The 21,506-nt window shown below is 51.0% G+C and carries 21 protein-coding genes; 14 read left to right on the top strand and 7 right to left on the bottom strand.

Annotation, left to right across the window (positions count from 1 at the left end):
• The first annotated feature begins 380 nt into the window (after positions 1–380).
• The 8 genes from ACYVJQ_RS14615 (at position 381) to ACYVJQ_RS14580 (ending at position 9,370) form a co-directional block, all read left to right on the top strand.
• The gene (locus tag ACYVJQ_RS14615) at positions 381–1,631 is read left to right on the top strand and encodes an efflux RND transporter periplasmic adaptor subunit (protein WP_460893844.1); all 1,251 of its coding nucleotides are present in this window, start codon (positions 381–383) and stop codon (positions 1,629–1,631) included.
• 330 nt (positions 1,632–1,961) lie between these two features.
• Positions 1,962–2,651 carry an ABC transporter ATP-binding protein gene (locus tag ACYVJQ_RS14610; protein WP_460893843.1) on the top strand — a complete coding sequence of 230 codons (690 nt, stop codon included), beginning with the start codon at positions 1,962–1,964 and terminating at the stop codon, positions 2,649–2,651.
• Positions 2,652–2,662: 11 nt separating this feature from the next.
• Positions 2,663–5,074 carry an ABC transporter permease gene (locus tag ACYVJQ_RS14605; protein ID WP_460893842.1) on the top strand — a complete coding sequence of 804 codons (2,412 nt, stop codon included), beginning with the start codon at positions 2,663–2,665 and terminating at the stop codon, positions 5,072–5,074.
• 234 nt (positions 5,075–5,308) lie between these two features.
• The gene (locus ACYVJQ_RS14600; protein WP_460893841.1) at positions 5,309–6,178 is read left to right on the top strand and encodes an STAS domain-containing protein; all 870 of its coding nucleotides are present in this window, start codon (positions 5,309–5,311) and stop codon (positions 6,176–6,178) included.
• Between the two features lie 11 nt (positions 6,179–6,189).
• Entirely contained in the window at positions 6,190–6,588 is a 399-nt protein-coding gene (locus tag ACYVJQ_RS14595; protein WP_460893840.1) for an STAS domain-containing protein, read from the top strand.
• Complete coding sequence (locus ACYVJQ_RS14590; RefSeq protein ID WP_460893839.1) at positions 6,572–6,985, top strand: anti-sigma regulatory factor; 414 nt, start codon at positions 6,572–6,574, stop codon at positions 6,983–6,985. The genes ACYVJQ_RS14595 and ACYVJQ_RS14590 overlap by 17 nt, the downstream gene beginning before the upstream one ends.
• A complete protein-coding gene (locus tag ACYVJQ_RS14585; RefSeq protein WP_460893838.1) occupies positions 6,975–8,018 on the top strand; it encodes an ATP-binding protein in 1,044 nt (347 codons plus the stop codon). The genes ACYVJQ_RS14590 and ACYVJQ_RS14585 overlap by 11 nt, the downstream gene beginning before the upstream one ends.
• Before the next feature lie 8 nt (positions 8,019–8,026).
• Positions 8,027–9,370, top strand: coding sequence for an ATP-binding protein (locus ACYVJQ_RS14580; RefSeq protein WP_460893837.1), 1,344 nt, complete (start codon positions 8,027–8,029; stop codon positions 9,368–9,370).
• A gap of 73 nt (positions 9,371–9,443) precedes the next feature.
• On the opposite strand, the gene ACYVJQ_RS14575 is transcribed toward ACYVJQ_RS14580, so the two are convergent.
• Positions 9,444–9,863 (bottom strand): response regulator, encoded by a 420-nt coding sequence (locus ACYVJQ_RS14575; RefSeq protein WP_460893836.1) that lies wholly within the window; start codon positions 9,861–9,863, stop codon positions 9,444–9,446.
• Positions 9,864–10,241: 378 nt separating this feature from the next.
• Between ACYVJQ_RS14575 and ACYVJQ_RS14570 the strand changes: the two genes are divergently transcribed.
• Entirely contained in the window at positions 10,242–10,646 is a 405-nt protein-coding gene (locus ACYVJQ_RS14570) for a hypothetical protein (RefSeq protein ID WP_460893835.1), read from the top strand.
• A gap of 43 nt (positions 10,647–10,689) precedes the next feature.
• Here the strand turns inward: ACYVJQ_RS14570 and ACYVJQ_RS14565 are convergent, their stop codons facing one another.
• Entirely contained in the window at positions 10,690–10,983 is a 294-nt protein-coding gene (locus ACYVJQ_RS14565; RefSeq protein WP_460893834.1) for a hypothetical protein, read from the bottom strand.
• A gap of 150 nt (positions 10,984–11,133) precedes the next feature.
• On the opposite strand from ACYVJQ_RS14565, the gene ACYVJQ_RS14560 reads away from it, so the two are divergent.
• The 4 genes from ACYVJQ_RS14560 (at position 11,134) to ACYVJQ_RS14545 (ending at position 14,300) form a co-directional block, all read left to right on the top strand.
• On the top strand, positions 11,134–11,307 hold the full coding sequence (locus ACYVJQ_RS14560) for a hypothetical protein (RefSeq protein WP_460893833.1): 174 nt from the start codon (positions 11,134–11,136) through the stop codon (positions 11,305–11,307).
• Between the two features lie 648 nt (positions 11,308–11,955).
• Positions 11,956–12,084 carry a hypothetical protein gene (locus ACYVJQ_RS14555; RefSeq protein WP_460893832.1) on the top strand — a complete coding sequence of 43 codons (129 nt, stop codon included), beginning with the start codon at positions 11,956–11,958 and terminating at the stop codon, positions 12,082–12,084.
• A 286-nt stretch (positions 12,085–12,370) separates the two neighbouring features.
• On the top strand, positions 12,371–13,072 hold the full coding sequence (locus tag ACYVJQ_RS14550; RefSeq protein ID WP_460893831.1) for a hypothetical protein: 702 nt from the start codon (positions 12,371–12,373) through the stop codon (positions 13,070–13,072).
• A gap of 109 nt (positions 13,073–13,181) precedes the next feature.
• Positions 13,182–14,300: an alkaline phosphatase D family protein gene (locus ACYVJQ_RS14545; RefSeq protein ID WP_460893830.1), complete on the top strand. Its 1,119-nt coding sequence runs from the start codon at positions 13,182–13,184 to the stop codon at positions 14,298–14,300.
• A 70-nt stretch (positions 14,301–14,370) separates the two neighbouring features.
• Here the strand turns inward: ACYVJQ_RS14545 and ACYVJQ_RS14540 are convergent, their stop codons facing one another.
• From ACYVJQ_RS14540 to ACYVJQ_RS14525, 4 genes are all read right to left on the bottom strand, one after another.
• Positions 14,371–14,892, bottom strand: coding sequence for a GyrI-like domain-containing protein (locus ACYVJQ_RS14540; RefSeq protein WP_460893829.1), 522 nt, complete (start codon positions 14,890–14,892; stop codon positions 14,371–14,373).
• Positions 14,893–15,051: 159 nt separating this feature from the next.
• A complete protein-coding gene (locus tag ACYVJQ_RS14535) occupies positions 15,052–16,818 on the bottom strand; it encodes an ABC transporter ATP-binding protein (protein ID WP_460893828.1) in 1,767 nt (588 codons plus the stop codon).
• 1,096 nt (positions 16,819–17,914) lie between these two features.
• Positions 17,915–18,718, bottom strand: a complete 804-nt coding sequence (truA, locus tag ACYVJQ_RS14530; RefSeq protein WP_460893827.1) for a tRNA pseudouridine(38-40) synthase TruA — start codon at positions 18,716–18,718, stop codon at positions 17,915–17,917.
• Positions 18,719–18,903: 185 nt separating this feature from the next.
• A complete protein-coding gene (locus ACYVJQ_RS14525) occupies positions 18,904–19,347 on the bottom strand; it encodes a hypothetical protein (RefSeq protein ID WP_460893826.1) in 444 nt (147 codons plus the stop codon).
• Positions 19,348–19,594: 247 nt separating this feature from the next.
• Between ACYVJQ_RS14525 and ACYVJQ_RS14520 the strand changes: the two genes are divergently transcribed.
• Positions 19,595–20,071, top strand: coding sequence for a DUF4293 domain-containing protein (locus ACYVJQ_RS14520; protein WP_460893825.1), 477 nt, complete (start codon positions 19,595–19,597; stop codon positions 20,069–20,071).
• Positions 20,072–20,242: 171 nt separating this feature from the next.
• Here ACYVJQ_RS14520 and ACYVJQ_RS14515 read toward each other — a convergent pair whose 3' ends face one another.
• A complete protein-coding gene (locus ACYVJQ_RS14515; RefSeq protein WP_460893824.1) occupies positions 20,243–20,923 on the bottom strand; it encodes a DUF4476 domain-containing protein in 681 nt (226 codons plus the stop codon).
• Positions 20,924–21,506 lie beyond the last annotated feature (583 nt).

Genomic DNA, 21,506 nt, shown 5'->3' with positions numbered 1-21,506 from the left:
GTTTTAGAATCTCTTTGGATAGTCGTTCTGGTGAGAGAACAGACAAATGTATGTACATTTATTGTATATACATATATCAGTTGATAAAAGTTTCAGATTTATTTTTCTTTCCTTCATTTTACCTCCGGCGGTGTTGGCCTGAATAGAAAGCCAAAACCGCCAGAACCCATCATTTTTCCGGTTTAGGGCAGTTTTGGGAAAAACGGCTTAGAAACAGAAATAACTGCCTTCTTCAGGTGCCTCCTTATGTTCAGGCCCGGACAAAGGACTGTCCGCCCGTGAACACTTTCCACCCTACCACTTTATTATATCACTGTTAATCAACTATATACAACCATGGCACAACAATTGGAGCTAGCAAGGCCTAACTGTTTACTACCATGGACCGTGTCATTGAAAAGAAACGCTGGACTCTTAGAAAGGCGCTGGGATATGGAGCAGCGGCGGGTTTGCTCGCCCTAGCCGCCTTTCTCCTCGCTTTTGATGGGTACCGCTCTGGACTGCGGGTAGAGAGCGATAAAATAACCCTGGCCACTGTGACCCAAGGAAGTTTTCAGGAGTTCATTCCTGTAGATGGCACCGTGCACCCTATTAAAACCATTGTGATTCCGGCGGTGGAAGGCGGCACCGTGGAAGCGAAATACCTGGAGGGCGGCAAACCCGTCAAAAAGGGCGACCTTATCCTCAAGCTAACCAACAACCGGCTGGTACTGGACTTCCTCAATCAGGAAACGCTCATGAACGACCTCATCAACAACCTGCAGAATTCCAAGCTAAGCCTGCAGCAGAACAAATTCAACCTACGGCGCAAACTGGCAACGCTGGCCGCCCAATTAGACGCCGCCAAAGACGTGTACCAACGCAACACCTCTTTATATGAAGCCAAGGCCGTGTCTCAGCAGGAGTTCTTCAGTTATAGAAGAGACTATGACCGCCTTAAAGCGGAGTACCAGATTGAGCAGGAAAGCCAAAGGTTTGAGGAGAACAATGCCCGCCAGCAGATAGCGCAATTGGAAACCACCATTGCCCGCACCAACCGCAACCTCAAAATGATGCAGGACAACCTCAGCAACCTCTACCTTAGAGCCCCTATCTCTGGACACTTGTCTTCTATTCAGGTGGAGTTGGGTACCCCCGTGCAAGCAGGCCAGGTAATTGGCCAGATAGATGACCTGAGCGGTTTTAAGGTAAAGGCCGAACTGGACCAACATTATGTGAGCCGGGTCTTTGCTGACCAGCGGGGTGCGTTCTCTTACAACGGGCAAAACTACCCGCTGGAGATTTCACTGGTATACGCCGAGGTAACCAACGGCAAGTTTCCGGTAGACATGAAGTTTATTGGCAAAGCCCCCGCGGGAATAAGGCGCGGCCAAACCCTGCAGATACGCCTGCAACTCTCTGACCCGGCCCCGGCCGTGTTATTGCCCCGGGGCGGTTTTTACCAGAGTACTGGCGGCGCCTGGGCCTATGTACTGGATAAGGCCGGCAAAGAGGCCACCAAACGAAACATAACCTTAGGCCGGCAGAACCCCGAGTACTATGAAGTGCTGGAGGGCCTCAAACCCGGTGAGCAAGTTGTGATTTCTGCTTATGACGCTTTCAACAACACAGATAGACTGGAACTGAAGTAATCCCGTTTTGGGCCTGTTTTTAGAAAAACGGCTATAAAACAGGTTTTGGAGTTTTTAAAATGGATGTACTCCCGCAAGTTTAGCGATAGCGTAACTTGTGGGTGCTTATAAAGTGAGTTTAAAAACTCACGTCAGTTGATAAACTGACCATAACAAAAACCACAAGTTACGCTATCGCTAAACTTGCGGGAGGAATGGAAGAAGAGAAATCAGCAAACGCCATCATTCTCCTACCCCTCTGCAAAGGGAACGAAAGAGAAAAGAATATTAAATCGTGCTACTTAATACTTGCTACCCAACAATTAACCATCAGCAACTAATAATAACGCCATGGTAAAGACAGTCAACCTTCAGAAAAAATATACCACTGATGAGGTGGAGACCACGGCGCTGGTCAACGTGAACCTGCACGTGAAGCCCGGTGAGTTTTTGGCTATCATGGGTCCTTCGGGCTGCGGGAAATCCACGTTGCTCAACATCATTGGGCTTCTGGACAACCCCACCGGCGGCGATTTCTATTTCATGGGGCAGGAGATCTCCAGGTTTAGTGAGCGGCAGCGGGCCACCCTGCGCAAAGAGCACCTGGGGTTTGTGTTCCAGAGCTTCAACCTCATTGATGAACTCACGGTGTATGAAAACGTGGAACTGCCGCTTATTTACCTGAAGGTGGGTGCCTCTGAGCGGAAGCAGCGCGTGGAGCAGGTGCTGGAGCAAATGCAGATTGCCCACCGCCGCAACCACTTTCCGCAGCAGCTGTCAGGAGGGCAGCAGCAGCGGGTGGCCATTGCCCGGGCCGTGGTGGCCAAGCCCCGGTTGCTGCTGGCAGATGAGCCCACCGGTAACCTGGACTCGGCCCACGGCCAGGAGGTGATGCAGTTGCTGAGCACGCTCAATGAAGAAGGCACCACCATTGTCATGGTGACCCACTCCCCCTCAGACGCTGACTATGCACACCGCATTGTGAACCTGTTTGACGGGCAGATCATCTCTGAGAACGTGAAAGAGCTGGCCATTCTCTAACCTCTACTGCTATGTTCAAGAATTATCTGTTAGTGGCCGTGCGCACCCTGCGCCGAAACCTGGGGTACACTACCTTAAATGTAGTAGGGCTGGCGCTGGGCATTACCTGTAGCCTGCTTTTGTTTTTGGTGATTAGGTATGAGACCAGCTTTGACACCTTTCATAGCAAGGCAAACCGCATCTACCGCTTTGCCATGGAGATGCAGGGCCCAGACGGGGTAAGCAATTCGCCGGGCAGCCCGTTCCCGCTGCTGCCGGTTTTACAGGCCTCTCTGCCCGAATTGAAACCGGCTACCCAGGTCTTTCAGGAGGAAGGTGGCACGTTCACAGTTCCATCCTCCCAGGGGAAGCAGGCGCCAAAGCGGTTCCGGGAGGACCGGACCGTGTTGTTTGTGGAGCCGGCCTTCTTTGATCTGTTTGACTTCCCCACCAACGGGGTGAATGTGCACCAAGCCCTCAAAGACCCTTATACCGTACTCCTGACAGAATCTATTGCGGCCAAGTATTTCCCGGGGGAGGAAGCGGTGGGTAAAGTATTGCGCATGAACAACACCATCAATTTAAAGGTGACCGGCGTGATTCCAGATGCGCCTTCCAACACAGATTTTCCGTTTATCATGCTGGCCTCTTATGAGTCTTTCAAAAAGCTCAGCGCCTTTCAGCCGGAAGGCTGGAACAGCGTAAACAGCAACCAGCAGCTTTACCTGGCGCTGGCACCCGGCGCCTCTGCAAGCCAGGCAGAGAAGCGCCTCACGCAATTGCTTGGCCAATACCGGGACAAAACTATGGGCAACCAGGAAAGGGCGGTATTACAGCCTTTGCTGGAAATGCACTATGACGCCCGGTATGGCAACTTCAACAACAGAACTATCAGCAAAACCACCTTGGTCTCATTGGGGCTCATTGGCCTGTTTCTGGTGCTGGTAGCTTGCATTAACTTTGTAAACCTGGCCACGGCGCAGGCGCTGCGGCGGGCCAAGGAAGTAGGCATGCGCAAGGTACTGGGCGCAAGCCGGCAGCAACTTATGGTGCAGTTTCTAAGTGAGACCGGCCTCATCACGTTGGTCGCGCTGTTACTATCCGTGATGTTCACTGAGCTGTTGCTACCCTCCCTGAACCAGCTCCTAGAGCTGAAGATGGCCTTCCATATTTTTGAGAGCCCAGACGTGCTGCTGTATTTGGCCGTAGTGTTGGTGGTGGTGACTTTGTGCTCGGGCTTTTACCCCGCCCTAATCTTGTCTGGTTTCCAGCCAATCTCGGCGCTTAAAAGTAGGGTGGCCACCGCCCAAACAGCGGGTCTTTCTTTGCGCCGCACGCTGGTGGTCTTGCAGTTTACCATCTGCCAGGTCTTGATCATCTGCACCATTGTAGTGCACAACCAGATGGAGTATTTCAACAATGCCGCGCTGGGGTTTGACAAAGAGGCCATAGTGATCATGCCGGTGCCCACCGGTAGGGCCAAAGACCTAATGGCGTTAAGGCCCCAACTGGAAGCCCACTCGGCCATTAAATCCACCTCCTTTGCCGTGGCACCGCCTTCCGCCAACATTACCGTGTCCATGGGTTTCCGGTATGATGATTTATCCAAAGACTCCGGTATTGGGGCCAATTTCAAGTTAGCCGATGATCATTACCTTAAAACCTACAACATTCCGCTGGTGGCCGGCCGGGTCTATGCCTCCAGTGACACCATGCGGGAATTTCTGGTGAATGAGACCTTTCTGCGCAAGCTGGGTATTAAGACGCCACAAGAGGTCCTGGGCAAGAGCTTAGTCGTGAACGGAGGCACCGTGAAAGGCCCTATTGTGGGCGTGATCAAAGATTTCCATGTGGGTTCGCTCAGAGATAAAATAGAGCCCGTGATCGTGAGTTCCTTTAGTCAGTTCTACTTCCAGGTTGCCGCCAAAATTGAGCAGAAGAATGCCCCAGCCGCCATTGCCCATTTGCAAAAAATTTGGTCTACGGCTTACCCAGATGATGTCTTTTCCTATGAGTTCCTGGATGACACCCTTGCCCGGTTTTACAAGGAAGAACAGCGGCAGGCCTCTCTTTTTAAAATCTTTTCTGTGATTGCCATTCTCATAGGCTGCCTGGGCTTGTATGGGCTGGTTGCCTTTATGGTGACGCAACGCACCAAAGAGGTGGGCGTGCGCAAAGTGCTGGGCGCCTCTTCGGCTAGTATTGTGGGCCTGTTTGCCAGGGACTTTGTAAAGCTGGTATTGCTGGCCTTTGTCATTGCGGTGCCTATTTCCTACTACTTCATGCAGCAGTGGCTCAAAGGCTTTACCTACCGCATAGACCTCAGCTATTGGGTGTTCTTAGCCGCCGGGGGCGCCACCCTGCTCATAGCCCTGGCCACCGTAAGCGTAAAGGCTTTGCGTGCCGCCCTCTCAGACCCCGTGCTGTCGCTTAAAACGGAATAGCCTTTATTTTTAGCTGTTGCCAGAAGCCCGCCATAATTTGGCGGGCTTTTTTGTTGCCGGCGGCCTTAGTCGTTTTTTAAAGTAGTGTACAAATGTGCTCTTTTAACAAAGAGTTGTGTTTTATCTTCTTACTTTTACAAAAAGTGTTTTCGGCTGGTTTTGGGCTACTTCCCAAAAAACAGGCTTGAAACGCACTTCTGCACCAATGCCCCTAAACCCTGATTATACCATCTCATGAACAAAGAAACCGCCACCATCCTCAAAGGCAAGAAAAAGCAAATCATGGAAGCCTGGATGAGCAACCAGCTCAAAGACGCTGCGCTCCGTGATGACCTGATGAGTGTTTCTGAACTTCAGCAACAATCTGATGAGTTTCTCACTGCTTTGCTGAAAGCCTTTAACAGCCCGTATGCTGAAGACACAGACTCTGCCGGGTATGAACCCATAAATGATATCCTCAACGAAATCTCCATTACCCGGGCCCGCCAAGGTTTCTCCCCGCGGGAGACCAGCTCTTACATTCTTAGCCTGAAAGAGGTGTTGAGCAGCCTGCTGGAGGACCAGTTGAAAAACGATCCTAGCACCTTGTACCGTGAGATTATCTCTGTAAACAAGATCTTGGATAACCTTAGCCTGGTAACCATGGAAACCTATATCAAAGGCCGCGAGGAAGTGATTCTGCGCCAGACCAATGAGATGAGTGAGATCTCTACGCCGGTAATACGCGTGTGGGACGGCATTCTGGCCCTGCCCATCATTGGCACCCTTGACAGCGCCCGCACCCAGGTAGTGATGGAGGCGTTGCTGGAAGAGATTGTAGCCAGCAGCAGCCGCATTGCTATTCTGGACATATCAGGCGTACCTACTGTAGACTCTTTGGTAGCCCAGCATTTGATCAAAACCGTGAGCGCCGCCCGTTTAATGGGTGCTGAGTGTATCATCAGTGGCATCAGGCCAGAGATTGCCCAGACCATAGTGCACCTGGGCATTGACCTGACCAACATCTATACCAAAGCCTCTCTGGCCAGCGCGTTGAAAATGGCTTTCTCCATTCTCAATATTACAGTGTCCCGCTCCAGCGAGAAGAAGACTTTGGGCTTTTAACTCTTACTACCATGGAAAGAATTCCTATTTTAAAGATGGGGTCGTTTTTGCTGGTATCCATTCAGGTAGACCTGTATGACCGGCTGGCCCTCACGCTGGAAAATGACCTGATCAACATGGTCAGTAAGACCGAAGCCAAAGGCGTGCTGATTGATATTTCGGCGGTAAGTATTGTGGATTCCTTTATGGGCCGCATTTTAGGCAACATTGCCTCCATGTCTAAGATCATGGATGCCGCCACCGTGGTGGTGGGCATGCAGCCGGCCGTAGCTATTACCCTGGTAGAACTGGGGCTCACCCTTTCAGGCGTACACACCGCCTTGGATGTAGAGCAGGGCATGGAACTGCTTCGCGAGAAAATTGGTCAGGGAGACTCTGACGAGGAAGGGCTCTATGATAGTTATATCTAAGGAGAAGATTTCCATCCAGAAAGAACAAGACGTCGTTTTATTCCGGAACCGCATTAAGGAGGTAGCCACCAAGATTGGCATGAGCCTCGTGAACCAAACCAAGCTCATCACCGCCGCCAGTGAACTGGTACGGAACATGCTGCGCTATGGCGGCGGGGGCATCACCCATCTGGAGGTCATCAGCAAAAACAGCATACCCGGCGTGCGGCTCGTCTTTCAGGATGAGGGCCCCGGCATTGAAGACGTTACGCTGGCCATGAAAGACGGCTTTTCCACGGGCAAGAGCCTGGGCCTGGGCCTGCCCGGGGCCAAGCGGCTGGTTAATGACTTCCAGATCAAAAGCGAGTTAGGCAAGGGCACAACCGTCACCATCATCCGCTGGAAAAATGGACTTTAATTTTGGGGCACACCAGCATTTCCCGTTAGCAGACCGAAGTTTCCTGAACATTGTACGGCGTGACATAAGCAAGATCGCCGAAGCGCAGGGCCTCACGGAAACAGAGATTGGGAAGGTGAACCTGGTCATTTCTGAGATGGCCACCAACCTGCTCAAACACACGGCCACGCTGGGGGGTGAACTGCTGGTCAAGGCCATGTATGATGAAAGAGGCAACACTGAAGGCCTGGAGATGATCTGCTTGGACAACGGCCCCGGCATGAGTGACCCTTTGCGTATGATGGAAGACGGCGTGTCTACCTTCGGGAGCATGGGCCAGGGCTTGGGTGCCATTCAGCGCCTATCAGACTTCTTTGATATTTACTCCCAGCGTGGGCTGGGCACGGTCATTCTATCCCGCATCTACCGCAAGGGCAAGGCCCCTAAATCGGCGGCTAGAAACGCCTACGCTTTTACCGTGGGGGCGGTCATGGTTCCTAAACCCGGCGAGAAGGTCAGCGGTGATGGCTGGGCCCTGCGCCTTTCGCACCAGGGGGCTTATTTGTTGGTACTGGATGGCCTGGGCCACGGCGAGTATGCGCATGAGGCCTCAGTGAAGGGTATTCAGGCGTTCCAGCAACAGCCCAAACAATCCCCCTCAGAGATGTTGCGCGGCATCCATACTGACATAAAAAGAACCCGGGGAGCCGTGGGAGCCATTGCCCATTTCAATACAGAAACGACCCACCTGCGCTATTGCGGCATTGGCAACATCAGCGGACGCCTGTTTTCTGCCGGCACCCTTAAGAACATGCTCTCTTACAACGGCACGCTGGGCATGAATGTACCCAATACGGTGAATGACCAACTCCATAGCTGGGCACCGGGCCACCTCATGGTCATGCATTCAGACGGGTTGAAAAGCCGCTGGGACCTGAGCAAATACCCAGAACTGACCCGGCATGACCCTACTCTTATTGCGGCCGTTCTATATAAGGATAATACCCGTACCCTAGATGACACCCTGGTAGTGGTGGTACGTGCATCTGTTTAACTATTCTTATGGAGCAACCCATTATTAACATAAAATTACAGAATGAACTGGACGTGGTGCTGGCCTACAAGCGCACCATGCAGCTTTCTGAGTTAACCGGACTACCGCTGGCCTCCCAAACCAAGTTCGCTACCGCCGTGTCTGAGATTTGCCGCAACGTGCTGGAGCACGTGGGCGAAGGCCTGATCAGGTTCAGCATGGTCCAGAACCGGGGCGGGCTTTACCTGGAGGCCTACGTGACCGACCGGGGCCGGGGAATCTCTAACCTGCAGGAAATCCTGGACCGCAAATACATGCCCGTGGGGGGCAAGGGCCAGGGCATCTACAGCTCCAAGAAATTGGTAGACCTGTTCCAGATTGAGAGTGATTTTACCAAAGGCACCCGGGTACGCATGCACAAGCGCATTCCGGCCAACCACCCGCCCATCAACCAGGCCATTATACAGGGCTGGTCTGATTATTTCATGCTAGAGCCTGCCATCTCGCCGTACGCTGAGATCAAGCGGCAGAACATGCAGATGATTGAGCTCATGGAGCAGCTACGGGTAAGAACCATTGAGGCCGAATACCAACTCCAGGAGATCCAGCACCTGAACCAGGAACTACAGACCTCGCACCATGAGGTAACCACCCTACTGCAGGAACGGGAAAATAAAAACCTCCAACTGGAGAAGGCCAACAAGACTCTGGATGAGTTTGCCCATACCATCACGCATGACCTCAAGGCCCCTTTGCACAACATTGTGGGCCTGGTAGACGCCGCCACAGATTACCTGACGGAAGATAACAAAGACGGCCTGCAGGCGGTGCTGCCCATGGTTCAATTGCAGATCAAACGCATGGAAAGCCTCATCAGAGATGTGTTGGCCTACTCGCTTACCGGCCGGCAGCAGATACAGAAACAACCCGTGAACGTGGGTGATTTGGTGCAGACCATTCTTAGCTCCCTAAGCTTACCTAAAGGTTTTACCGTGTCTCTTGACCAGGCACTGCCTGTCATGGAGGCCGAGGAAGTCTACTTAAACCAGATCTTCAGTAATCTGCTGAGCAACGCCGTAAAATACCATGACCGGCCAGACGGAAACGTCTGGGTGAAAACGGAGGAACACCCTACCCACTGGGAATTTATTGTCGCCGATGACGGCCCGGGCGTACCGGCAGAAAACCACCAGAAAGTGTTTGAGCTGTTTGAGACCACCAATGACGTGAACCACCCAGACAGCACCGGTATTGGCCTGGCCATTGTCAGGAAGATTGTAGAGGAGAAAAAAGGCCAGGTCTGGATTCAGTCTCAGGGCAGAGGCACCGCCATGCACTTTACCTGGCCCAAAGAATCGCCGGCGCTTTTGTAACGCCACATTTTACCCCATAGAAAAAGGCGCCTTGATAGGGCGCCTTTTTCTATGGGGTGGATAAGTAAGAAACCTACTTATTATAATATTGCTGCATAATGTCTTTGATGTCATTCTCTGTTAAAGACTTGGAGAAATGTTTCTTCACAGACTCATAATCTTTGAGGCGTTCCAGGTCATAAAAACTGGCAGAAGAGGTAAGCATGAGAATGATCATGCTGCCGTTCTCAGAAAGGCTCTGCTTGTGGTACTCGTCCAGAAAGCTAAACCCGTCCATCACTGGCATTTTAATATCCAGGAAGATAAGGTCTGGGTAGGGAATGCCGCCTTTGGCAGAAGCCTGCAGGTATTCCAGGGCCTCGGCGCCGTTCTTTTTCACCACTATTTCCTTGGCTGCCCCCATTTTGGTAAGAAGCCGGGTATTTACGAAATTAGTAGTGTCATCATCATCTACTAACATTATTAAATTCAACGGCTCAAACTGGGTTTTCATACAAGGTCATTCTTTTACTGAAGGAATATTTTCCTTCTCACTAGCATTACCGCAAATATAGTAAAACTTCACTAATCTCTTTTCCGGGCGTGTGTTTAAAACTTGGCCGCACGGCGGGCCTTCTACCTGTTAAGCAGAATCTACCGGCATTAACACGCAGAAAGAGACGGTTTCTACAGCCTGGCAGGCTATGTGGTTAACTGTACGGTGGGCCTTCAGGTTTCAAATGCAGTCTGTTTGCCCCTTTCCTGGGGTATTAACACAGTCTGCTTTTATTGCGTATGAGGGGTAGGTACAAACATCGGTCATCGTACGGCATTTCTTTGTATTGAGATTTAGATGTGCCCATTACCTTGTACTTACCATATACTCTAAATCATGGCTATAAACCTACAGCAAACCAGCGCACGCCTTAACTTCTACATGCGTATCAAAGAACTGGATGTTTACCAGTTAAGCGTGCTCACGCAAACCGCTCCTGAAACGGTAGGTTGCATTCTGCAGGGAGAAGAATACTGCATGGATGACCTGGTAGCCCTTTTAAAAAAGCTGCCCGACCTAAATTCGAGGTGGGTGATTTACGGAGAAGGCAACGTGTTTAAGACAGAGGGCCAGGCGGGGGAACAAGCCCTTCCTAGCGGCCTTAAGAAAGACAAAGCCGCTTATTTAGCCGAGATGCAGAACCTGCTGCACCAGCTGGAGGAAATTGAAAAGCAAAAACAGCAACAAAGCAACTTAGACCAGCTACGCAGCAAAATAAGGGATCTAACCAAGCACATCTAACTCCATTTCTGGCTTAGTTTTTGCACCTTATCCTATAACAGAGCTATTCATGTACAGGAGTGGTAGATGGCAGCCGACTGGCGCCGTGGTCCGTTAAATCACGGAACAGCTGGTAACTAAAAAGCCCCAAAGCTAGTACTATGAAAAATAGCATGGCATATTGCTTGGGCGTCTTGGGGGCCACCTGTCCGGTGGGCCGCCTGTCTCCGGAAAGTAATACGGCCAGGCCCAGGCTACACCAAGCCGCAGCCGCTATATAATCATGGGTGGAAACGTATAAAACCGTGACCATTAACAGCAGGGCCACCATTACTGTCCGTCCTAGCTTTGTTTTCATTTCAATTTATTAGTTAGTACCAGTGCACGCAGCAGGAAACAAAGATACATTTGTGCTCGGTTTGCAGGAGTATTTTGATAGTACGCACTATGTTTATGTAGGGGTTTACCCGTTAATTATTGTCTCACTAATACGGAACGGAGGTATTTTATGAAACAACACCCAAAACTGCAATTGCCAGAAGAGTTGCACTACTGCAACCGGAACCGATGGGGTTTTGTATCACCCAATAACCCCCCACTGGTGCTGCAGGAAAGCCTGCCACCAGTAGCGCCTACGGCAGAGATCTATAACTTTTGCGGTTATACATTCTCAGATAACTGAGCTTTTAACGCCCAAACCCGGTCTTACCTTTGACTTGGTTTGGGCTTTTTTAATACCCATCCTCCTTTTCCTTTCATCCTGCCTGCCTGTCCAAGGCCATACTTTCCTCCCTTTACAGTTTTGCTGTTAGTTTTATCCCCTTGTAACCGCAGCTCATTTGATACCTTCTTTGGGTTTTCCCTTTTTCTAGCCCGGCGCTATGCGTAGGGCAACAAACCAAGGCACCACATTTACAGAACATTGAAGTTTAGTAATATTTGCGTTGCGTTCCCTGTTGTACTGTCATCTTAATTCCTGCCTGTTGCCTTACCATACCAAAATAGGAAATGCAGACTATGACGCTCCCTTTTCAGGCAATTTCCTACTCTTTTAAAATTACAACCTTTACTTGCAACACTCGTCTTAACAATTGCATTACAAGCGCGTTAGCCACATAGCTAAATTACCTTTTATAAGCAGAATGCAATTTGATTCAACCTTTGGTACAGCAACCTCTTCCCTTTATTTTTAGTATAAATACTCTAGACACTCTTAGACAAGGGGAGGTAGAAGGGCATGATAGAAAAGCTTAGGAAAATAAAATTGGAACTGTATAATTTGAAGACAAAGGCCAGAAAGATATTTAGGCGCGGTTATGAAAATCTAACCATGCTTATCTATTACCATGACCTAAAGGAAAAATTCAAGCTGCTGATTGTGAATACCAATCAAACGCTGCTCCTGGAGAAAGAAATCTCCCGGGCGGAGGCTTTCAGGATCATGAACACCCGCAGCTAACAGAAACTGTACCCCTGCCAGGGGATTCTTTATAATAGATCGGGCGCAAGCCACCAGTAAACGAAAGGACCAGCCGTAGAAAGCTGGCCCTTCTTTTTTTGCGCTATCTTCACTACAACAGGCGCACTTTCTTCCTGTGAGCTAATAAATTGACACGGGGTAAAATATAGAACGTCTTAGGGGCGTTACCAAGCCATTACTATATACAGAATATCTATATTCAGGAACACATATACGTATATTCCTATTAAACCCTGCTACCTATTCTTAATTCTATATTCTTATCATGAAAAAATTCCTCCTCCTAATCGGGCTTTGTAGTGCCCCCTCCTTTTTGTTCGCGCAAGACTTCGGAAAAACCCTGGTCACTGGATCCATGAGCTTCTCCACAGATAAACGTTCTCCATCTTCGGGCGATTTTGGAGAACAAACCAGACGTACTTTTTCCATACAGCCGCAGGTAGGTTTTTTTGTCAGCCCAGCCATAGCCGTTGGGGTTTCAGCAGGCTATGCCCATGATTTTTCCAACCAATCTTCTAACAGCTACTATAATGGCACCATATACAATGTCCCTTCTGAATGGCGGGGGAATCACTTTAACGTAGGGCCATTTGCCCGCATATATACTTCCGTTTCCCCCAAGATCGCTTTCTTCGGGCACGCTGGGGCCTATTACCAAACGGGCAAGTATGTTACCGAACGCGACTTCAGCAACCTTCCAGCAGACCCCAACATCACCTGGGATACGTCAGAGCCTGTCACTACTCAAAAAGTCGGAGGATTTAACCTTCAGCCAGGTATCGTATTTTTCCCATCCAATATCATTGGGATAGAAGCTACGGTAGGCAACCTTGGTTATTCCAGTTCTAAAACAGAAACAGAAGGAAGCGATTACCGCTCTAAAGAAAGCTTGTTTAGGGCCAACTTCGGCTTAAGCAGTGTTGCCTTAGGCATCTCCCTCTACGTGGGCCGTACTGCCTCAGAATAAGTTGCTAAAAGGCCTCCTGTCAAACCACCACCTTGATTTTCTAAAGAAGTGGCTGGTTTGACAGGAAGCCCACCTAAACCTTACGCCCCGACTCAGCCGTACCTTGGGTATGCATCACCGTAGACGTAGCTGGCTTCCGCTTTGCCTTTTCTCGCTTTTTATTGGCTCTTGCACCTACTTTGGAAACGTACGCCAGAGAGAGGCGCTCCCGCCTGCCAGTAACCAAACACCTTTGTCTGTTATTGCGCTGGGCTCCTGCAACTCACAGGACCGGGAGCAACCCCTGTGGCCCGAAATCCTGAAAAACCAACCCCAGCTCTGGATCTGGCTAGGCGATAATATTTACGGCGACACGGAGGACATGCAGGTGCTGAAAGGCAAATATGACAAGCAGCTGCGGCAACCCGGCTACCAGAAACTACTCCAGACCGTACCCGTCATTGGGGTATGGGATGACCATGACTACGGCCGCAACAACGCCAATAAAACCTATAAACCTAAAGCCCAGAGCGCCCAACTGTTCTGGAACTTCATAGGCGAGCCCCAGGAAAGCCCCCGCCGAAAACAGCGCGGCGTCTACAGCGCCCACACCTACGGCCCCGCCGGTAGGCAGGTGAAAGTTCTGTTACTGGACGTACGCTATCACCAGGACTCACTGCAAGGGCATGAACCAGACTATAAACCCAATCTGAAAGGAAACTTGTTAGGAGAAGCCCAATGGCGATGGCTGGAACGGGAACTCAAGAACAGCAAAGCCCAGTTCCACCTGATTGGCAGCGGGCTGCAGATCATTGCCAATGAACACGGTTTTGAGCGCTGGGATAACTTCCCTAAAGAGCGGGAGCGCCTGTTTCAATTGATTGCCAAAACCAAGGCCGCTAACGTGATCCTGGTTTCCGGGGACCGGCACTTTGCCGAACTCTCCAAGCTTTCCTGGCCAAAGGTGCCCTACCCTATCTATGATTTTACCACCAGCGGCCTTACGCACTCCTGGAAAGGCGGCCTGGTAAATGAGCCCAATAGCCACCGGGTGGGCCAAATGCAGGACAAGCTTAATTTTGGCGTGATGCGCTTTGTCTGGCAGGATAGCACGGCCGTGGTGAACTTTGAAATAAGAGGCCGCAACAATGAATTGCACCAACTGGTAAAGGTGGAATATGCGCTGCCTAAAGCCTCCCCAGCGCAAACCCGCTGGCCTCTCTTGCAGCGGACAAAGCCAACAGAATAATCCGCGCTCTAAGAATACCCTGTCGCTGTTTTGAAGGTGTTTTTATAAAAACAGGCCTAAAATAGAAAGCTCATTTCTTCACTAAACCTACCTCTATCACTGCAGGCTTGCCTTCGGGGAAACGTTCCACGTAGAACTCCTGCAGGGTAAGCTTGTGTTCTTCGGCGTAGTCAAAGAGGGCCGTGTACATACGCTTGGGGGCAATCATGAGGCTGGCATCCAGCTCGCCCTTAAGAACGGGTTGTCCGGCTGGCACTACCCGAACGGTAAAGCCTGCCGGCAAAGAAGAGGTATCCTGCACGGCCACGCCAATAAAGGCTTTAACGGTCTTGGTATTCTTGCCAGGGTTGTTGTAGTAAATTCCGGCCAAGTCGCCTACCAGTTGCTTTTCCTCCACGGCTTTGCCTACCTGCCGGTAAATCTGGCCCAGTTCCTCTGACTCGGTGTTGCCCTCATACGCCTTGCCAGCCATCAAGACTTGGATAGAGACCGCCTGGGTCACCTTCACTTCGGCAAAACCGCCCATGTAGGTGTACAACACTAACACCAGACCTGCCACTACCGCCAGGAAGGTCAAATACTTCTTCTTCATTTTAGAGATTGCTGATTGTTACTAGTTGATTCTTGGCCTTTAAGAGCCTGCTTAAACCTTGCTTTTAGCTACGCCGATGTCTTCTTACCAGGCAAGGAGTATAATTCTGTTTTGAGCCCGTTTTTCAGAAAACGTGCTCAAAACAGAATTTCTAAGCAGTTACACGAAATTCTTGTACTGCATTTCATGAAGCTGGGCATAGTAGCCGCCGCTCTGAAGCAGTTGTTCGTGCCGGCCGCTTTCCTTGATCTCGCCGCGGTCCAGTACTATGATATTGTCTGCCTTCTGGATGGTGGAGAGGCGGTGAGCAATCACAATAGAGGTACGGCCCTGCATCAACTGCGCAATGGCGAACTGGATCAGCTCCTCGGTCTCAGAATCTACGCTGGAGGTGGCCTCGTCCAGGATGATGATTTTGGGGTTATAGACCATGGCCCGCACGAAGGAGATCAGCTGCCGCTGGCCCACCGAGAGCGTGGCCCCGCGCTCCATTACGTTGTAGTGCAGTCCGCCGGGCAGGCGTTCAATAAACCTATCTGCCCCTACCAGGCGGGCGGCTTCCCACATCTGGGCCTCGGTAATGTCTTTGTTGCCCAAGCTGATGTTATCCGCGATGGTGCCCGAAAACAGGAACACGTCCTGCAGCACCACGCCAATCTGCCGCCTAAGCACATCCAGGTCATACTCTTTGATGTCCCGGCCGTCTACTTTTATGGTGCCTTTGTTGATCTCATAGAAGCGGCTGAGCAGGTTGATGATAGAGGTTTTTCCGGCGCCGGTAGCGCCCACCAAGGCTACAGTCTGGCCAGCCTGCACGTCAAAAGACACGCCCCGCAAGACCCAATCCTCGTCATTGTAGGCAAACCACACCTTGTCAAACTCCACGGACCCGTTAATAGTCTTAGGCGCATAGGTCCCCGAGTCTGAGATCATTTCCTGGCTTTCCAGCAGCTTCATGATCCGCTCAGAACTCACCACGCCCAACTGCAGGGTATTGAACCTATCGGCTATCTGCCGAATGGGCCGGAAGAACATGGCTATGTACATGATAAAGGCAATCAAAGAGCCAAGGGTCACCGTGTCCTGGATCACCCCCTTGGCCCCGTACCACACCAACAAACCCGTTCCGGCCGCGCCGATGACCTCCGCCACCGGGAAGTAGATGGAGTAATACAGCACCGACTTGATGTTAGCACGGGTGTGCTCCTTGTTGATGGCCTGGAATTTCTTCATCTCGCGCTCCTCGTTGTTGAAGATCTGCACCACCATCATGCCCGTAATGTGCTCCTGCACAAAGGCGTTGAGCTTGGCCACCGCCCCACGCACCTCCTGGAACGAGGACTTCACCTTCTCCTTGAAAATATAGGTACTGATGATGAGCAGCGGGAACATGGAAAGGCTTACCAAGGTGAGTTTCCAGTCAATCCAGAACATGTAGCCTAGAATAAAGACTAGCTGCAGCACATCCCCTATCATGGCGGCCAGGCCCTCAGAGAACACGTCTGAAAGGGTTTCCACGTCGCTCACGTTGCGGGTTACCAGCGTGCCAATGGGCGTGCGGTCATAGAACTTGAGCCTGAGTTTTAAGATATGCTCATAGAGCTTCACCCGTATGTCGCGCACCACGTACTGGCCCAGCCAACCGGCAAAGTAGGTATGGAAGTACGACACCGCCGTGTGGGCCACCAGCAGTACAATGAGCCAGATGAACATGCGGTTCACCCCCTGCCAGTTGTACTGCAGAATCTGCTTGTCCACCATCTCCTGAATCAGGAAAGGGCGCACAGTAGCCAGGAACGCCGAGGCCACCGTTAGAAAAATCACCAGGTAAAACACCCGTTGGTACGGCTTTACAAACCGGAATATCTTGCGCAGCACGTCCCAGTCAAATGCGCTTCCGGTTTTGCCGCCTCCTATCTCACTCATGAAGTATTGCTTATAAAAAAATGTGTCGGCCTCTGGTGCTAATAACGAAGATCAGCCCTGCCAGGTGCGGCCCATCCAGTGAATGCCCTGTTTTACGCCTCTTTTCAGAAAAATGGGCTTAAAACAGCCTTGGCTTTCTACGGCAAAAGTACACAATTAACTACGGAATATTGTTTCAGGGTTTGAAGGCAGGGAGGGCAGGAATGGTAGTGTTTTTTTTGTGGAAGTTTGTTTTGTCGTTTTAATGGGCATTGGTGGTATTTATGAGTGGACAACGACCAATACTGCTTCTCCATTTGACATTTAGCCTTTACTGTCAACTCCCTTTCCTGCCAAGTCTCCAGGCTGGAGTGGCGGTCTGCCCGCGTGTGTCACTTTTCTCCTTGATGAGAAAAGTAACCAAAAGAATCAAGAAGCCCCGAACTCGCTGCCGCTCAGACAGGCGGGGCTTCCTTTCAGTACCACCGGGCAGAAGTCCTCTGCTGCGTGGGGAGCTTAGGCTATTGCCAATGGAAGAGCCGCTGCTTGCCCCTGCCCATGCTTCGGGCTACGCGGTGGCGGCCCTCCGCAAGGTCCGGGGCAAATGGGCTTATTGCGGCTGCGCTGTTGCAAGGCCTGCATCGCCCTAAAGGGCGGGGTTTGGTGAATGTAGGGACAGGGCTTGACCTGTCCGCTGCGGTTCGGGCTGTAACCAAGTTTGATTTACAGCTATCTCTTCCAAACCTCGGGTATTTTAAGCCTGTTTTTCCAAAAACGGGCCTAAAACGCCAGCAGCCCAAAACACATTTCACCAAATATCTTCCACGCATTTCCCGATTCCAGTCTTTACTTCGAGTGCCTCGCTTGTGGCCCTGCAATACCAAAGCTAAGGGCAGAAGGCAACCCGGCCGCAAGGGCAGTGCGAGGGGGAAAGACGGGGCCCCGCGGCCGTGAGCGCTCGGAGGGAAGAGATGAAACAAGAAAGCATAAGGACTTAAGGCGACAACTGACAATACGCCAGCAACAGGCGGAAAGGCGTGCACAAGGTATTACTAAGGGAAAGTCAGTATCAGTCGTTGGCCCCTAGATACTCCAACACCAGCAAGAAAGTATTCTTTTACAAACCTTCTTTAGGCGCAGAAACTGCCGCAGCTTGCATAAAAAGCCTTTCCTGCTGGGCAAAATACCCCTCCGGGTACTCCACCTTATGAAGGAAAAGACCTTCGGCGGGAGCCGCGCCGCTGGCTAATTTGCGGTCTTGGCGCTCAATGGCTTCCCGGAACTGGGCTATCGACAACTTCCCTTTCCCTACGTCTAAGAGCGTGCCTACCACCAGGCGCACCATGCCGCGCAGAAAGCGGTTGGCTTTGATGGTGAAGATGAGCAGGTCGCCTTCCTGGCGCCAGTGGGCTTGGGTGATGGTGCAGCGGTAATGTAGGGTGTCTCCCTTTACTTTGGAGAAAGTGGTAAAATCTTCCAGGTCAAGCAGCGCCTTAGCCGCCGCATTCATCTGCGCCACGTCTGGCACTCTTGACAAAAATGTGGCGTGGTTTACCAGAAACGGGTTGCGCTTAAGGGTAATGCGATACTCATAGGTGCGGGAGATGGCATCAAAGCGAGTGTGTGCTTCGGGACCTACGGGCAGCACCTGGCCAATGGCGATGTCAGGCGGAAGGATGCGGTTGAGTTTGTGCTGGATCTCTGTGGGCGGAAAGGCCTGCGGCAAGTCAACGTGCACCCATTGCTGGGTGGCGTGCACGCCGGTATCGGTGCGGCCGCTGCCAATGGTCTCCACTTGGGGCAGCCGAAATACCGTGCGGAGGCAATCATCCAGCACCCGCTGCACCGTGAGGGCATTGGGCTGCACCTGCCACCCGTGGAACCGTGTGCCATCATAGGCCACTTCTAGAAAATACCGCATGGGGCAAAGATACGGAATTGATTTCAGCTGCTCCTGCCTGGCTCGGCTTGTGTACCACGTAAAGCTGTTTTAAGCCTGTTTTAAGGAAAACGGCTCTAAAACAGAAAGATGTAACAGCCACCTTACCATTAAAAAAAACAGCCTCTTCAAAAGAGGCTGTTTCATAAATTGACAGAGGAATAAATCTATAATCTTACCAACGAAAGACTGCCCCGGCTGGATTGCCAGGCAGATTGCCGCTTGTCGCGTTCTTTTTCATACTTAGTCTGCAGCGCTTGTTTTTCCTGCTCATAGTCTGCTTTGAGCTGAAGTTGCTCCCGTTCAAAATCTAAAGAAGAACCATTGGTTTTGGCGTATTTATCGCTTAAGGCGTGTTGTCTGCGGTTAAACTTCAGCTTCAGGCGGTCCTGGTCATGCTCATATTTTTCTTTGGCGCGGGCCATTTCCCGTTGAAACACTTCGTCTTTGCGCAGGGCTTTGGCCATGTCCTTCTCGCGTTTTTTATCGGCTTTAGCCGCTTTCTTATCACGGGTGATAGAAGAGGAGTATGCGCTGGTCACCTGCGCCCTGGTTACCTGGCCTGCCAATAAGAGTACGCCTAGTAAGCTGAAGAGTAAAAACCGTTTCATTATGCAAAGGATTAAGTATGAATCAGCCTTTACAAGGTCCATGCCAAACTGGGGCTACTTAACATAGTACTCCATTTCATTTCTTACTGGTGGGTGTCTTCCCCAAAAGGGTTAGCCCAGAGGCAGGCAGACCAAAAGGCAATGGTTTCCTGAACTGTTAAAGGTTACCCGCTAAAGCGATTTCCGGGCCCAAGGTTTAGAAGTTTTGTGTAGTTTTGCAGCTTCTATTCTTTTAACAAACCTTCTTATGATACAAAGAGTCCAGAGCGTGTTCCTGTTCTTGATTGTGGTGGCCATGGTAGCCCTGTTTTTTGTGCCTATCTGGGCTAAAACCAATCCCGCCGACGGGCAGGAATGGGTATTGAACGCCTTCAAATTGGCCCCCGTGAATGCTACTGCAGAAACTGCTTCCACCAACACCATCTTCATAGCCATTCTGGCCGGGGCTGCCGCCCTGATTGCCCTCTTTGAGATTTTCCAATACAAGAACCGCCTAAACCAGATGAAACTGGGCTTGCTGAACTCTCTGGTGATGGCCGCCTTGATGGGCTTTGCCTTTTATTATTCTTCTTACGTGGGCGAAGACCTGGTGAAAACCAACGGCCAGGGCGAGTACCTTTCAGGCTTCTACTTACCGGCAGTAGGTTTGTTGATGAACGTACTGGCCAACCGCTTTATCAAGCGTGATGAAGACCTGGTGCGCTCCATGGACCGTTTGCGTTAAGACAATATTAGACGTTAGACTTTTGCCTGGCTCAGACCAACCAGCAATACAGAAGGGGCGCCGTTTACTAAAACGGCGCCCCTTCTGTATATAAGCTAGTCCTGCGTTTCTATCTACTAACCACCTAAAAAGTCTAGCATCTAATGTCAATCATCCAGCGTCTATCCAGTGCTACTGTTTGTAGAGAAAATCCTGTAGTTCACGTTTACTGCTGGAGAATTCCAGGGCGTCCAGTACCCGGCTGAAGCGTTGGCGGTCGCAGACGTAGTCATAGGCGAATTTGGCCAAGGCTATCCGGCGGTCTTCAAAGGAAAGTGCTTTCATGAGTAAGTAAAGGTCATCGGTCATAATGCCGCCGGCCAGTTTTATTTCCCCCTTCGCGATTTCCAGGCGGCGGTCATCAAAGCCTTCGTCTTTCATAAACCTGAGTACCCGGTCCACGTCTTCCTGTTCCATGGCGTAACGGCAACTGGCAGGCGCATCGGCGGGCGGCACCGGACGGGCTAACGGCACTTCGTCTACTTTACGCAAGATCAGGGAGACGCCCCGGCCTACCGGCTCCAGTACAAAAATAGTTTCATACCCGCCGGCTAAATCTACTATGGCATTAATCACCTGGGCTCTTCTTCCCCGGCCTAGGACTCTAATGTTAAGAGTATGCCTTCCCGGCGGCAAATCGCCTACCGCTACCCTACTGGAAGGCACCGGATTGATGATGCGTCCGCCAATGGCCAGCTGGAAGTATTCTCCCCGCTCGGTTTCCACCAAAATAGCCGCTTCATCACGATTCTGCGCCTGCACAACTTGCACCGCCAGCAAAAACAATATCCCCAAAAAGTATAGACGTTTCATCTTGCTAAGATTTAATAAGACATAAAAGCCTTTATCCAAGTATTATGCCAAACCTATATTTAAGATGTGAATGTTTCTGGTTTTAACATATTTTATGAAAAACGGGCCGGAAACGGAGGAGCTTTTGGAGGAATGAAGTAATCCTATGAGAGATAAGCAGCTAACTCAGTAGTAACGGTAGATGGGTCTTCAGTAGCCTTTGTCATCCCCCTACCCCCTTCAAAGGGGGACGAAATGCGTAGCCCTTAGCAAAGACGCTCGGAGGAGCTGCGCACACTACGAGGTCTTTTGAGCCAAGGCAATCCAGCATTAAGCAGCCATTGTTTTCCCACCGCCCTTTAGGGCGATGCAGGCCTTGCAACCCATCAAACAACAATAGGCTCCTTTGCCCTGGACCTTGCGGAGGGCCGCCACCGCGTAGCCCGAAGCATGGGCAGGGGCAAGCAACGGCAGTTCCATTGGCAATAGCCTAAGCTCCCTATGAAACAGAAGGCTTTCACCCGGTGGTACTGAAAGGAAGCCCCGCCTGTCTGAGCGGCAGCGAGTTCGGGGTTTCTTGATTCTTTTGGTTACTTTTCTCATC

Source organism: Rufibacter soli (genome assembly GCF_054781795.1).
Note: the sequence above shows the minus strand (reverse complement) of the source record. Positions and strands in the feature narration are given on the sequence as shown.